This window comes from Streptomyces sp. NBC_00075, from assembly GCF_045041225.1.
Lineage (GTDB): Bacteria > Actinomycetota > Actinomycetes > Streptomycetales > Streptomycetaceae > Streptomyces > Streptomyces adonidis.
Genome location: NZ_CP108243.1, coordinates 7,679,066 through 7,692,534 on the forward strand (window position 1 = coordinate 7,679,066; position 13,469 = coordinate 7,692,534).

The following is a 13,469-nucleotide window of genomic DNA, read 5'->3' on the forward strand; positions in this document are numbered from 1 at the left end:
TACCGGGACAAGGAGCCCACGATTCGGTGACGGAGTGGTATGGCGCACTTTTTGCCCCTTTTGTTCTTCCGCTCCCGCATACTGGCAGTCCCGCATAGTGATACAGGCCCGCACCCCCGGCGCGGCTCGGCTACAGTGCGGAGCACCATGCGTATCGGGCTGCTCCTCCTTAGCTGCCGCGGCGAGGGCCTGTAAGTCGAGGCCGACCCCCTCCCCGCGGAGTCTGGCGTTGCGCCGTCGGCCGTCCTTCAGGACACCACGAGGAGCCCACGCATCATGGCCCACAGCGCCAATCGCCAGCAGCCCAGTTCCATGCCGATCCACAAGTACGGCGAGTACGAGCAGGTCGACATCCCCGACCGCACCTGGCCGAACAACCGGATCACCGTCGCTCCTCGCTGGCTCTCCACCGACCTGCGCGACGGCAACCAGTCCCTGATCGACCCGATGTCGCCCGAGCGCAAGCGCCGGATGTTCGACCAGCTGGTCAAGATGGGCTACAAGGAGATCGAGGTCGGCTTCCCGGCCTCGGGACAGACCGACTTCGACTTCGTCCGCTCCATCATCGAGGAGCCGGGGGTCATCCCCGACGACGTCACCATCTCCGTACTGACCCAGGCCCGCGAGGACCTGATCGAGCGGACCGTGGAGTCCCTGAAGGGCGCCAAGCGCGCCAACGTGCATCTGTACAACGCGACGGCGCCCGTCTTCCGTCGGGTCGTCTTCCGCGGCTCCAAGGACCAGATCAAGCAGATCGCCGTCGACGGCACGCGCCTGGTCATGGAGTACGCCGAGAAACTGCTGGGCCCCGAGACGGAGTTCGGCTACCAGTACAGCCCCGAGATCTTCACCGACACCGAGCTGGACTTCGCGCTGGAGGTCTGCGAGGCGGTCATGGACGTCTGGCAGCCCGGCCCGGGCCGCGAGATCATCCTCAACCTGCCCGCCACGGTGGAGCGTTCGACCCCGTCGACGCACGCGGACCGCTTCGAGTGGATGGGCCGCAACCTGACCCGCCGCGAGCACGTCGTCCTCTCCATCCACCCCCACAACGACCGCGGTACGGCCGTCGCCGCCGCCGAACTGGCCCTGATGGCCGGCGCCGACCGCGTCGAGGGCTGTCTGTTCGGCCAGGGCGAGCGCACCGGCAACGTGGACCTGGTCACCCTGGGCATGAACCTGTTCTCGCAGGGCGTCGACCCGCAGATCGACTTCTCCGACATCGACGAGATCCGTCGTACGTGGGAGTACTGCAACCAGATGGAGGTCCACCCGCGCCACCCGTACGTGGGCGACCTGGTCTACACGTCCTTCTCCGGCTCCCACCAGGACGCCATCAAGAAGGGCTTCGACGCCATGGAGGCCGACGCGAAGGCCAAGGGCGTCACCGTCGACGACATCGAGTGGGCGGTCCCGTACCTGCCGATCGACCCGAAGGACGTCGGCCGGTCCTACGAGGCCGTGATCCGGGTCAACTCCCAGTCGGGCAAGGGCGGCATCGCGTACGTCCTGAAGAACGACCACAAGCTGGACCTGCCGCGCCGGATGCAGATCGAGTTCTCGAAGATCATCCAGGCGAAGACGGACGCCGAGGGCGGCGAGGTCACCGGCGCCGACATCTGGACGGTCTTCCAGGACGAGTACCTGCCGAACCCGGAGAACCCCTGGGGCCGCATCCAGGTCAGCACCAACCAGTCGACCACCGACAAGGACGGCGTGGACACCCTCACCGTCGAGGCCGAGGTCGACGGCGTCGAGACCACCCTGGTGGGCACGGGCAACGGCCCGATCTCGGCGTTCTTCCACGCGCTCCAGGGCCTGGGCATCGACGCGCGGCTCCTGGACTACTCCGAGCACACGATGAGCGAGGGCGCCTCCGCGCAGGCCGCCTCCTACATCGAGGTCGCCATCGACGACAAGGTCCTGTGGGGCATCGGCATCGACGCCAACACGACCCGAGCCTCCCTGAAGGCGGTCGTCTCCGCCGTCAACCGCGCCGGCCGCTGACTCACCCGACCGGTTGGTTTCAGGCCCCGTCCGCCCTTCGTGGCGGGCGGGGCCGCCGTCGTATACCGGCCAAACCAAGGGTGGGTCATGGGCAGGTCTGGTCCTGGGTACTGACTCCGCATCAACAATGTGGCTAACATCACGCCTGCGCGGCAGTGTTGCCGGTGGGGGTACCTCCCGCGCCCTGCAACAGGCAGTGGGGGGTAGCTACCGGAGGTGCGACGTGCTCCCAGGACGGCGACGAGGCGGCCGAGACGGTCGAGGCGTACGCGTCGTGCGCAGAGGCCGGACAGCACGCGTCCTGGGCTCCCGAACGGTCTGGACGGGTGTCGGTGACGGCGAGTTCTTCTGCCCCGGCTGCGGCGGGGACCGCAACTACCAGCGCCTGACCGGCCGCCGCCGCTTCACCCTCCTCGGCGTACCGGTCCTCCCGCGCGGCGAGACCGGGCCGGTCGTCGAATGCGCGGCCTGCCAGCGGCACTTCGGCACGGACGTCCTCGACCACCCCACCACGACCCGCTTCTCCGCGATGCTCCGCGACGCGGTCCACACGGTCGCCCTCGCGGTCCTCGCCGCCGGCGGCACCCACGCCCGCCACACCCTGGAGACAGCGGTGACGGGCGTCCGCGCGGCCGGCTTCGACGACTGTACGGAGGACCAGCTCGCGGCCCTGGTGGAAGCCCTCGCCGCCGACACGGGCCGTCTCTTCGGCCCGCCGTGCGGTCCCGGCCTCGCCATAGAACTGCACGAGGCGCTGGACCCCCTGGCCCCGCACCTCGCCGCCCCCGGCCGCGAATCGATCCTGCTCCAGGGCGCCCGTATCGCCCTGGCCGACGGCCCGTACACCCCGGCGGAACGCGACGTCCTGACGACGGTCGGCGCGGCGCTGACGATCTGCGGGGACGATGTGACCCGGCTGCTGGCGGCGGCGCGCACCCCGTCCTGAGTCAGCGCCTGCGGGCGGACCAGCCGGTCCCGATCCCCGCGACGTGCAGGGCCAGGGCCATCAGACCGAGCAGCATGACGTTCGTGGAAGTGAAGACGTCGTTCGTCGAGATCTCGGCCGCGTTGATCAGGAACGCGACGAAGAACAGTACTGCTGCGCCTATACCAAGCATGGGACGGTTCCTCTCGAAGGGTGGGATCCGAGTGCCCCGTCGCCCGGTTCGTACTCCCTGGGGAGTAATCCGGCCCCCGTGTCACCCCCGGCAGTAGCCCCGAACTCGCCCTCCCGCGCGACGAATCCACCCCCGTGCGACGGAATTCTGGTGAACGTCAGCCAGAAGTCCGGACGAGGGGAGGGCCTCGACATGGAGGCCGCAAAGACAGTGACGAGGGCTCGGCGCCGACGAACCGTGCCCTGGCTCGTGCTCGGGCTGTGGATCGGGGTGCTCGCGATCGTGGGGCCGTTCGCGGCGAAGCTCTCCGAGGTGCAGCACGACCGGATCACCGACTATCTGCCGGCGAACGCCGACTCGACCCAGGTCGCCCGGATCCAGGACCAGTTGCCCGGCGGCGAGACCACCCAGCTGGTCCTCGTCTACCACCGCGACGGCGGACTCACCGCCGCCGACAAGGGGACGGCCGCCGCACAGGTCGACCGGATCGCCGGCGAACACGTCCTGACGGCGACCCCGCAGGGCGTACCGTCCGCCGACGGCGCCACCCTCATGTACCCGGTGAGCAGCAACGAGCCCGGCACCGACGAGGACAAGCGCGACGCCCTGGTCAACGACGTACGCGAAGTAGCGCACAGCGAGGGCGGGTTGACCGTCGAGGTCGGCGGACCGGGCGCGCTCTCCACCGACGCCGCCGAGGTCTACAACTCGCTCGGCGGACCGCTGCTCTACACCACCGTCGGCGTGGTCGCCGTCCTGCTGATCCTCATCTACCGCAGCCCGGTGCTGTGGCTGGTGCCGCTGGTCGTCGCGGGCATCGCCGACTTCCTGTCGATGGGCGTCGCCTACGGCCTCAACCAGGCCTTCGGCACCACGGTCTCGGGCCAGAGCTCGGGCATCATGACGATCCTCGTCTTCGGCGCGGGCACGGACTACGCCCTCCTCCTCGTCTCCCGCTACCGCGAGGAACTACGGCACATCGAGCGGCCGTACGACGCGATGCTCGCCGCCCTGCGCGGCTGCGGACCCGCCGTCCTCGCCTCCTCCGGGACGGTCGCCGCCGGGGTGCTGTGCCTGCTCGCCGCCGACCTCAACTCCAGCCGCAGCATGGGCCCGTTGGGCACGGTCGGCGTGCTCTGCGCACTGATCGCCATGCTCACGCTGCTCCCCGCGATCCTCGTCCTCCTCGGCCGCCGGGTGTTCTGGCCGCTGGTCCCCGCGTACGGCAGCACGCCCAAGGTGCGCCGCCGCTCGCTCTTCGCCGCGATGGGCAGCTCCGCCGGGCGCCGGCCCCTGGTGGTCCTCGCGAGCGGTGCCGTCCTGCTCGGCGCGCTCGCCCTGGGCGCGCTGAACCTGCCCGGACCGGTCAAGCAGGAGGACGCCTTCGTCGACAAGCCGGAGGCCGTCGCCGCGATGCAGACCCTGGCCAAGGCCTATCCCGACCGGGGCACCCAGCCCATCAGCGTCATCACCCCGGCCGGCCGGGCGGACGAGACGCTCACGACGATCAGGGCCGCCGACGGGATCAGCGACGCGCAGAAGGGACGTACGGGAGACGGCTGGACCGAGATCACCGTCTTCGCGAAGGACGCGCCCCAGTCGGCCGCCGAGACGACCACCATCAAGGAGCTGCGGGACGAGTTGCCGGGCTCGTACGTCGGCGGGGTGAGCGCCCAGCAGATCGACCTGGTCGACACCAACGCACGGGACCGGTGGGTCGTCGTACCGATCGTCCTCCTCTCCGTGCTGCTGATCCTGGTCGCGCTGTTGCGCTCGCTCGTTGCGCCGCTGATGCTGGTGGCCGCCGTGGTCGCGGTGTGGGGGGCCTCGCTCGGCATCGGCGGACTGGTGTTCGGGCCGCTGCTCGGCTTCGAGGGCACCGATCCCGGGCTCGGGCTGCTGTCCTTCGTGTTCCTGGTCGCGCTGGGCGTCGACTACGGCATCTTCCTGATGCACCGGATGCGCGAGGAGGCGCTGCGGGGCGCGGACCCGGTGGCGGCGGCGCTCACCGCGCTGCGGACGACGGGCGGGGTCATCGCCTCCGCCGGGCTGGTCCTCGCGGCGACCTTCGCGGTGCTGACGAACATGGGGCTCGTACAGCTCGTCGAACTGGGCTTCGTGATCGCGGTCGGTGTGCTCCTCGACACCTTCCTCGTCCGGACGTACCTGGTGACGAGCGCGAGCGTGGCGCTGGGCAGGCGGGTGTGGTGGCCGGGGGCACTGTCCCGGAAGCCGGACCCGGACACCGTACGACAGGAACGCCAGCCGGAACCCGTATGAGATCCGTCGTACGAGCGAGCGGGCGCCCCTCCCTGCCGGAGGGGCGCCCGTTGGCGGAGGATGAGCCCGTGCAGCCAACCACCGGAAGAGCGGCCCGCGTTGGATGGGGCGAGCGGATGATGGCCGCGATCATCCGCGACCCCCGCAGCGCCCCGCACGCGACCCGCAACGACGCGCTGCTGGCCCTGACGACCGCGGTCGCCGGTACGGCCATGGCCCTGCTCATCGACGACGGCCGCCGCCCCGACGTGATCGGCTGGGTCCTGCTGCTGGCCCTCCAGGTGCCGCTGGTGTGGCGCAGGCGCCGCCCGATGCTGGTCCTCGCGGTGGTGGTGGCGCTGGTGGTGCCGTACCACGCCATGGACAACAACCACTCGGCGCCGACCCCGGCGGCCTTCCTGGCCCTGTACACGGTCGCGGTCACCGGCCGCCCCCTGCGCACACTGCTGACCGGCATCACGGTCCTCGCCATCTCCATGTCGGTCATGCTGACCGTGGACACCAAACAGGCGATCGAACTCCTGCGCATCTTCGGCTGGATCATCGCCGTCCTGTTCGTCGGCATCGACCTCCGCTTCTACCGCGAGTACGTGTCCGCCATCGTCGAGCGCGCCGAGCGGGCCGAACGCACCCGCGAGGAGGAGGCGCGTCGCAGGGTCGCGGAGGAACGCCTCCGCGTGGCCCGTGACCTGCACGATCTGCTGGCCCACACCATCACCCTGGTGGGGGTCCAGACCTCGGTGGCGGCCCATGTCCTGGCCGCCGATCCGGACCGCCTGGACCGGACGGCGGTCGCGAAGGCCCTGGACGACATCGCCGAGACCTGCCGAACGGCACGCGGTGAGCTGCGTACGACGCTGGAGGTGCTGCGGGAGGGCCAGGGCGCGGGAGACACCCGCGGCCCGCTGCCGGGCCTGGCAGGACTGCCCGACCTCGCGGAGACCGCACGGGTGGCGGGCGCGAAGGTCGAACTGGCGGTACGGGCGGACGCCGTACCCCCGGCGGTGGGCGCGGCGGCCTACCGCATAGTCCAGGAGGCGCTCACGAACGCCGTACGGCACGGAGGGCGGGAGGATCTGACGGTACGGGTGCGGCTGTACGGGGGTGAGGGCGCCCTGCGGGTGGAGGTGACGGACGACGGGGTCGGGGGCGGGGAGCATACGTCTGAGGGTGGTTTTGGGCTGGTCGGGATGCGGGAACGGGCGCGGAGTGTGGGCGGCACGCTTGATGCCGGCCCGGGGGAGGACGGGGGGTTCAGGGTGAACGCGGTACTGCCGTTGCCGGTGAACAGGGAGGGGGTCAGGTGACCGCCATTCGCGTACTGCTCGCGGACGACCAGACCCTCGTACGGGCGGCGTTCGCGATGCTCGTCGAGTCGGCACCGGGGATGGAGGTCGTAGGACAGGCGGGTACGGGCCGGCAGGCCGTCGAACTGGCCCGCAGCGCCCGCGCCGATCTGGTCGTCATGGACATCCGGATGCCCGACCTGGACGGTATCGAGGCGACCCGGCTGATCGCCGCCGACGAGGATCTGGCGGGTGTGAAGGTGCTGGTCCTGACGACGTACGACACGGACGAGCATGTCGTGGAGGCGCTGCGCGCGGGCGCCTCGGGCTTCCTGGTCAAGGACACGAAACCGGCGGAACTCCTGGACGCGATCCGCACGGTGGCGGCGGGCGAGGCCCTGCTCTCCCCGGGCCCGACGGCGAGCCTGATCGCCCGTCTGCTGCGCAGCGCCGAGGCGCCGACGCCGACGGGCGGCCCCGAATGCCTGACGGAACGGGAACGCGGGGTGCTGAGGCTGGTCGCCCGGGGCCTCAACAACACGGAGATCGCGGAGACCCTGGGCCTGAGCCCGCTGACCGCGAAGACCCACGTCAGCCGGATCATGGGGAAGCTGGGCGCGCGGGACCGGGCGCAGCTGGTGATCGTGGCGTACGAGTCGGGGTTGGTGACGCCGGGGGGAGTGGCGTAGCGGGGAGTGGCGTAGCGGGGAGTGGCGCAAAGGGGTGTGGTGGGCGTGCGGGTACGTATGTTCCGTACGCGCTACGAGTGGTGACTGATCGTCAGCGGAGTTACTGTCACCTCCTGTTGTCGTAGTACCGGCAGCAGGTCACTTGGCACCGCACGCCCCGACTCCACTCCTTCACCTGACTCCGCAAGGGAGAGCGATGAGGCCCCTGAGCCGTACGCTGCTCGCCGCGACCACCGGCGCGGTCCTGATCACCGGCACCGGAATCGGCACCGGCCTCACCGCGACGAAGGCCCGGGCGGCGGCCACCCGTTCGTACTGCACGTCATCGGTCCCCTACACGGCGGGCAAGGGTGGCTACGACACCTACCGCATCCCGGCGACGGTCACGACCCGCAAGGGCACCCTCCTGGCCTTCGCCGAGGGGAGACACGACGGCGCGGGGGACAGCGGCGACATCGACGTGGTCCTGCGCCGCTCCACGGACGGCGGCTGCACCTGGGGCCCGCTGTCGGTGGTCGCGGCCGGGAACGGTGACACGCGGGGCAATCCGGCGCCGGTGGTGGACCAGCGGACGGGCCGGATCGTACTGGTGACGTCGTACAACTCCGGCGCGGTGACGGAGGCCCAGATCATGCGCGGCGAGGCGACGCCGGAGCAGAGCCGCAGGGTCTTCGTCCAGACGAGCACCGGCGTGAGCGACGGCCGCCGCTTCACGCGCCCGAGAGACATCACGGCCCAGACGAAGCTCCCGAACTGGCGCTGGTACGCGACGGGTCCGGGCCATGCGGTATATCTGACGCGCGGCCCGCACGCGGGCCGGATCGTGATCCCGTCGAACCACTCGGTGGCCCCGCCGACGGGTTCGACGGACACGGGCCAGGAGTCCAGGTACTACGGCGGCCACGCGATCTACAGCGACAACGCGGGCCGCACCTGGCGATTGGGCTTCGTGGACGACTCGTACGACGGCATCGAGAACGCCAACGAGACGAGCGCGGCCCAACTCCCGGACGGCAGGCTGTACTTCTCGTCGAGGGACCAGAACGGGGTGGCGCCCGGGAATCGCCTGGACTCCTATTCCAGTGACGGCGGGAAGACCTTGGACCGCCCGTACACGGTCCAGCCCACCCTGAACGACGTCCCGATCGTGCAGGGGAGTGTGCTTCAACTCCAGGGCGGTTCGGGCGCGTTGCTGTTCTCGGGGCCTTCGGAACCCACGGCGCGGCGGTCGATGGCGATCTGGCGGAGCGTGGACGGGGGAGAGACGTTCACCAAGGTACTGACGCTGTCGAACCGCCGGGCGGCCTACTCGGACCTGGTGCGGGTGGACCGGCGGTTGGTGGGGGTGCTGTACGAGACGGGGACCGACGGGACGTACGAGTCGATCGAGTTCCGGCGGGTGGGTGTGGGGACTGTGTCGTCAGGAGTCCCCGCGTCGTAACGCGTACAGCATGGGGACCTGGGGGTTTTCCAGCGTCTTCTCGGGGGGATCCGGGAACGGCATGGCCAGGACGTAGAGCGTGCGGCCGTCCGGGCACGTGATGGCGTCACCGTTGGCGGACAGGGAGTGGCGCCGGCGGGTGGTGCCGGATGCGGCGTCGAGGAAGTTGAGCGTGCCCCGGTCGGTGTACTCCTTGGCGCGGGTGGGGACACACACCGTGCCGCCGGCCAGGACGGGGCCCTCCGAGCTGACGTGGGTCCCCATGTCGCGGGTCCAGCGGCGGCGGCCGGTGCCGGCGTCGAAGACCTGGACGAGATAGGAACCGGTCGTCTCCGGGGGCTCGTTGCCCCCGGCCAGGACCGTGTCGCCGGAGACGCGGAAGGTTCGTACGATGTCGATGCCGGTGTCCGCCTGCCAGCGCAGGCGCCCGGTCGACACGTCGACGGCGGCGAGGGTGGTGCGGTACTCGTCCCCGTAACGGCGGACGGCCGCGGACACCGTGCCGCCCACCCGCTGGACCCTCAGCTCGGTGCCGACCGGCAGGTTCCCCGCCCGCCGCAGATCCTTCCCGGAAACGGCGTCGAGCGTGACGAACGCGTTGTGTCGTTGGTCGGCGCTGCCGCCGCTGGGGTTGGCGGTCAGGTGGAGTTCGCGTCCGGCCAGGACCGGGGCGCCCAGGAAGCCTTCCGAGGGGGACTTCCAGCGCAACGCGCCCGTGGCCAGGTCCAGCGCCCAGGCCATCGACCCCTCGCTGAACACCCCGGTGGTCAGATGCACCAGGCCGTTCCCGGACACCGGCGCCGACGGTCCCACGGTCTTCGCGGGCAGCTTGGTGCTCCACCTGACCTGGCCGGACCTGGCGTCGAACGCGTGGACGACGGTGTCCGAGGCGACGGAGGCCTTGCCGATGACGACGAGCATGATGTCGCCGGCCGCCGGTGTCGGGGCGTGCTCGGTCAGACCGTCGACCTCGCGTTCCCAGAGCACGCGGCCCGAGGACGCCTCGATACCGTTCACCACCGTCCGCCCGCCCGTGCGGACGCCGGTGACGCAGACGACGCCCGCGCCGAAGGCCGGGGTGGACTGGAGGTCGAACTCCGACAGCGCCTGCCACCGCTTGCCGCCACGGGACTGGTCCACGGCAGTCATCCCGCCGAATCCCGACAGATAGAGGACTCCGGCGTGCGCGTTCAGAGCCAACGGGGTCACCCCGTCCAGCGGTTGGGCCCGGACCTCCTCCCACGGCCACTGCTCCGCGTCGCCGCCGAGCAGCCGCCAGGCCCCCACCCCGCCGGCCACCGCCGCGAGTCCCCCGGCCCCCAGCACCATGAACCGCCGCCGCCCACCGAACCGTTCCGCCGCCGCCCCACCGTCGGTCGCCGTCATCCCGCCAGCGGGTCTGTACCGTACTTGGTGTAACGGCGGGATCTGAGGAGGTCCCTGATGTCCGAACAGCCAAGCGAGCCACGCGACTTAGCGGATGGTGTTGAGCCCACCGAGGTCGTGTTGCATGACGAGCTGGATGCCCAGCTGATCCGCCGTCTGACCGACCGGGCCCGTTCCTCGCGATCACGGCGCTCGACCCGAAGGGAGACGGCAGAGCCCGCTGGGCCCGCCGCTGGAAACCCGCCCTCAACGCCTTCGAGCTCACCTTCGAAGGCCGCCTGACCCGACACACCAACATCAACTAACCAACATCAACAAGCCAGTTACACCAGGAACTTGACAGTCCCGACCCGAGTGGTTTGACGTCGTCGGCGTCGAGCTTCGACGCGTCCATGGCGGCGTTGGACGCAAAGATCGCGGAGTACCAGCGCACCCTGTCCGTCTCGATAGGCGATGTGATCCTGTCGGTCGGCTGGGCGGTGTTCAAGGAGTTCGTCGGCTGGAACGACATCGTGGGCTGCTTCTCGCAGGGCGACCTGTGGGCGTGCGGCAGCCTGCTGATGGACGCGATTCCGTGGACGAGCGTCTTCTCCAAGGGCAAGAAGATGTGGAAGGCCTTCAAGGCGACGCTGGGCGCGGTGAAGGCGTGGCGGGCGGCGAAGGTGGTCGCCGAGGCGGGCCTGAAGGCGGCGAAGGCGGCGAAGGCCGCGCTGATCAAGGCGAAGAAGGCGGCGGAGGCTGCTGCGGCGGAGGCGAAACGCAAGGCTCGGGAGGCGGCCAAGGCTGCGGCTGAGGCTGCGAAGAAGAAGTCCCATACGGGGTCCAAGGGCGCGCGGGGTAATGCGCCGCAGGTCCAGGCGCGCAAGACGTCCCAGTCCAAGGGATCGGACGGCGGGGGCAAGGCGGAGTCCAAGTCGGGTGGGTCGCGCGGCGGTTCCGGCCGCGACGACTCGGGTGGTGACTCCGGCGGAGGCTCCGGTTCGGGTGGCAGTTGCACCACGGGGGGAGCCGATCCGAGCAACAGCTTCACCCCGGAGACCCGGGTCCTGATGGCCGACGATTCGGTGAAGGCGATCAAGGACGTCAAGAACGGTGACAGGGTTCTGGCCACCGACCCGGAAACGGGTGAGACCAAGGTGGAGACGGTCACCGCCGAGATCAAGGGCGAGGGCCTCAAGCACCTGGTCAACGTCACCATTGACACCGATGGCAAGAAGGGTTCGAAGACCGCCGAGGTCACCGCGACCGAAGGCCACCCCTTCTGGGTACCCGAGTTGCGGGAATGGATAAAGGCGACGGACCTCAAGCAGGGTGAGTGGCTCCGGACCGGAGCTGGCAGCCTCGTCCAGATCACCGTCGTCGAGCGCTGGACAGGCCAGGACGCCACGGTCCACAACCTCACCGTCAGCAACCTGCACACGTACTATGTGCTCGCCGGAGCCACGCCGGTCCTGGTGCACAACTGCGGCGAAATAGCGGTTGACGCGAATATTGTCTCGTATTCCATCAGCGGGGTGCGAACAGCGCAGGTGGAAACGGCGCTTGCGGGCAGAAGCCCCGTCCTGTCGCCGATGGCCCATTCCGAACTGCTCAATCGCTACTCGGCCGATGAAATCGAAGGCTGGCTGACGGCCAGGGGCGGTCGGATGGGCGTCGAGGCGTCGCAAGCTGGTGTCGAAGCCATCAAGACAGGTTTGGAAGCCATGTGGAAAAACAACTTCCAGCCGTCGATCAAGCTGAAGGACCGTACTGTTCTACAGTCGGCAGTCCAAGAGGGGCTCACGCTCCTCACGACAGACAAACAAATTTTGAGGAATGCGCCAAGGCTCGGATTCTCGGTGGAGAGATTCATCTTCTAGACGGTGTGATGGTGTATGCGAAGTGGTGAAGTTCTTGCCTTCGCCCGAGAGGTTGGTGTGACGACGAGATGGAAGAATCTAAGCCGTTTGGCGAGGAAGAGCTTCAACTGATTGAGGAGCGATCCGACTCCGCGACCCCGGGGCCGTGGTTTGTTCGTCAACTCGACGACAGGGAAGCCATGAGCCTTGTGGCGGTGAGTACGGTTCCGGATACCGGACTCGGCGAACGGTGGCCGGATTTCCCCAGCGCGCAGATGGTGGCCCTCACGCTCGTTCAGGATCCGCGATATGCCGACGTTTCCGACGAACTGTGGGATGAGAACGCAAGGTTCATCGCACACGCTCGCCAGGATGTTCCTCGCCTTGTCGCAGAGGTCAGGCGGCTTCGGGGCATCCTCGAGATGAGAGGCACCGCCTTCTAGCCTCGATCGTTCATGAGGGTCCGTCAGCTTGCTGACGGACCCTCATGAACGATCGAGGCTAATGTCGAATGCGGATCGTGTTCTCAGGCAAGGGAATGGAGGCAACCTGGCGCGCGTGTATCTGAGACGGGCCTCCGACGGAACACACGATGGGGCCATCCGAAGGTTCGCAGACGGTGGCCCGATCGCCAGCTTCCGAAATCTGACGGATTCATCGCTTCAGGGACGGCTGAACAGCGGAAGATGGTACGACCATGACTGAGATGATTTCTGACCCGACGTGCTGCTTCTGCTTCGGAATCATTCAGAACGCCAAAGATCCGTTCTCCATGAGAATCAGAGTCGGCTTCCTCGTCGGCGATCTCAACCAGACTCTCTATGCACACTCGATGTGCTTCAGGGAGCGGCTGCACGCCGACCTTGATTTCTGGTGGGAGTACTCGGAATGAACCCCTGCGGGGCAAGTGGATATTCGATGAGGTTGGAATCAATTCGGTGTCCCGGCCGACGGTGTTGTCCTGCATCCTGAGGAGTACGTGTTCACTGAATTCCATGTGGGTTCACCCGGCATGGCTGCTGACAGCCCCGCTGGGTGAGGCGTTAGTTTGCCGTTTCTCTAACGGGCTCACTACGTCAGTGATCAGCAGCTCGCGCCAGTACAATCCGTAGCTTACGGACATCGAGCGACCAGGCAGAGTGCTGCAATGGTGCGACGTGTGACGAAGGACTGGGCTGTGGCGTTCCCCGGGTTCGCCGTCTGGCGCCCCCTGCACCTCTTGCGCCGGATCGGTCCGGCCGTGCAGGGGATCTGCCTCGACCGGTCGACATCCGGGGACGGCTACCTCCCGACAGCGCACGTGCATGCGCTGACCAAGATCCGGATTTCACCACAGTCTTCGATGGCTCCCTCCTGCTGCCTGACGGCCGTATCGCAGTCGGCGATGTTGAGCAACTGACCCGCTTCGTGCATCGAGTGGGTGA

The 13,469-nt window shown here is 68.7% G+C and carries 11 protein-coding genes; 9 read left to right on the top strand and 2 right to left on the bottom strand.

The genetic code is table 11. The features are described from left to right. The first annotated feature begins 276 nt into the window (after nt 1-276). Together leuA and OG787_RS33625 are read left to right on the top strand one after the other, a co-directional pair. On the top strand, nt 277-2,007 hold the full coding sequence (gene leuA, locus OG787_RS33620) for a 2-isopropylmalate synthase (protein WP_369036618.1): 1,731 nt from the start codon (nt 277-279) through the stop codon (nt 2,005-2,007). Between the two features lie 223 nt (nt 2,008-2,230). After that, on the top strand, nt 2,231-2,953 hold the full coding sequence (locus OG787_RS33625) for a TerB family tellurite resistance protein (RefSeq protein ID WP_405537709.1): 723 nt from the start codon (nt 2,231-2,233) through the stop codon (nt 2,951-2,953). A 1-nt stretch (nt 2,954) separates the two neighbouring features. On the opposite strand, the gene OG787_RS33630 is transcribed toward OG787_RS33625, so the two are convergent. Beyond that, nucleotides 2,955-3,125, bottom strand: a complete 171-nt coding sequence (locus OG787_RS33630) for a hypothetical protein (RefSeq protein WP_369036620.1) — start codon at nt 3,123-3,125, stop codon at nt 2,955-2,957. 192 nt (nt 3,126-3,317) lie between these two features. On the opposite strand from OG787_RS33630, the gene OG787_RS33635 reads away from it, so the two are divergent. The 4 genes from OG787_RS33635 to OG787_RS33650 all read left to right on the top strand — a co-directional run bounded on the left by OG787_RS33635 (nt 3,318) and on the right by OG787_RS33650 (nt 8,821). Further along, nucleotides 3,318-5,405 (top strand): MMPL family transporter, encoded by a 2,088-nt coding sequence (locus OG787_RS33635; protein WP_405540664.1) that lies wholly within the window; start codon nt 3,318-3,320, stop codon nt 5,403-5,405. A 68-nt stretch (nt 5,406-5,473) separates the two neighbouring features. After that, nucleotides 5,474-6,712 carry a sensor histidine kinase gene (locus tag OG787_RS33640; RefSeq protein ID WP_405537710.1) on the top strand — a complete coding sequence of 413 codons (1,239 nt, stop codon included), beginning with the start codon at nt 5,474-5,476 and terminating at the stop codon, nt 6,710-6,712. Further along, a complete protein-coding gene (locus tag OG787_RS33645; protein ID WP_235479205.1) occupies nt 6,709-7,380 on the top strand; it encodes a response regulator transcription factor in 672 nt (223 codons plus the stop codon). The genes OG787_RS33640 and OG787_RS33645 overlap by 4 nt, the downstream gene beginning before the upstream one ends. A 196-nt stretch (nt 7,381-7,576) precedes the next feature. Then, nucleotides 7,577-8,821: an exo-alpha-sialidase gene (locus tag OG787_RS33650; protein ID WP_369036621.1), complete on the top strand. Its 1,245-nt coding sequence runs from the start codon at nt 7,577-7,579 to the stop codon at nt 8,819-8,821. Here the strand turns inward: OG787_RS33650 and OG787_RS33655 are convergent. Continuing rightward, entirely contained in the window at nt 8,801-10,207 is a 1,407-nt protein-coding gene (locus OG787_RS33655) for a PQQ-binding-like beta-propeller repeat protein (protein WP_405537711.1), read from the bottom strand. The genes OG787_RS33650 and OG787_RS33655 overlap by 21 nt on opposite strands. 392 nt (nt 10,208-10,599) lie before the next feature. Here OG787_RS33655 and OG787_RS33660 point away from each other — a divergent pair, with 392 nt between their 5' ends. The 3 genes from OG787_RS33660 (at nt 10,600) to OG787_RS33670 (ending at nt 12,937) form a co-directional block, all read left to right on the top strand. Then, a complete protein-coding gene (locus OG787_RS33660) occupies nt 10,600-12,066 on the top strand; it encodes a polymorphic toxin-type HINT domain-containing protein (protein ID WP_405537712.1) in 1,467 nt (488 codons plus the stop codon). A gap of 68 nt (nt 12,067-12,134) precedes the next feature. After that, nucleotides 12,135-12,488, top strand: coding sequence for a hypothetical protein (locus OG787_RS33665; RefSeq protein ID WP_405537713.1), 354 nt, complete (start codon nt 12,135-12,137; stop codon nt 12,486-12,488). Between the two features lie 254 nt (nt 12,489-12,742). Next, the gene (locus tag OG787_RS33670; RefSeq protein ID WP_405537714.1) at nt 12,743-12,937 is read left to right on the top strand and encodes a hypothetical protein; all 195 of its coding nucleotides are present in this window, start codon (nt 12,743-12,745) and stop codon (nt 12,935-12,937) included. The last annotated feature ends 532 nt before the right edge of the window (nt 12,938-13,469 follow it).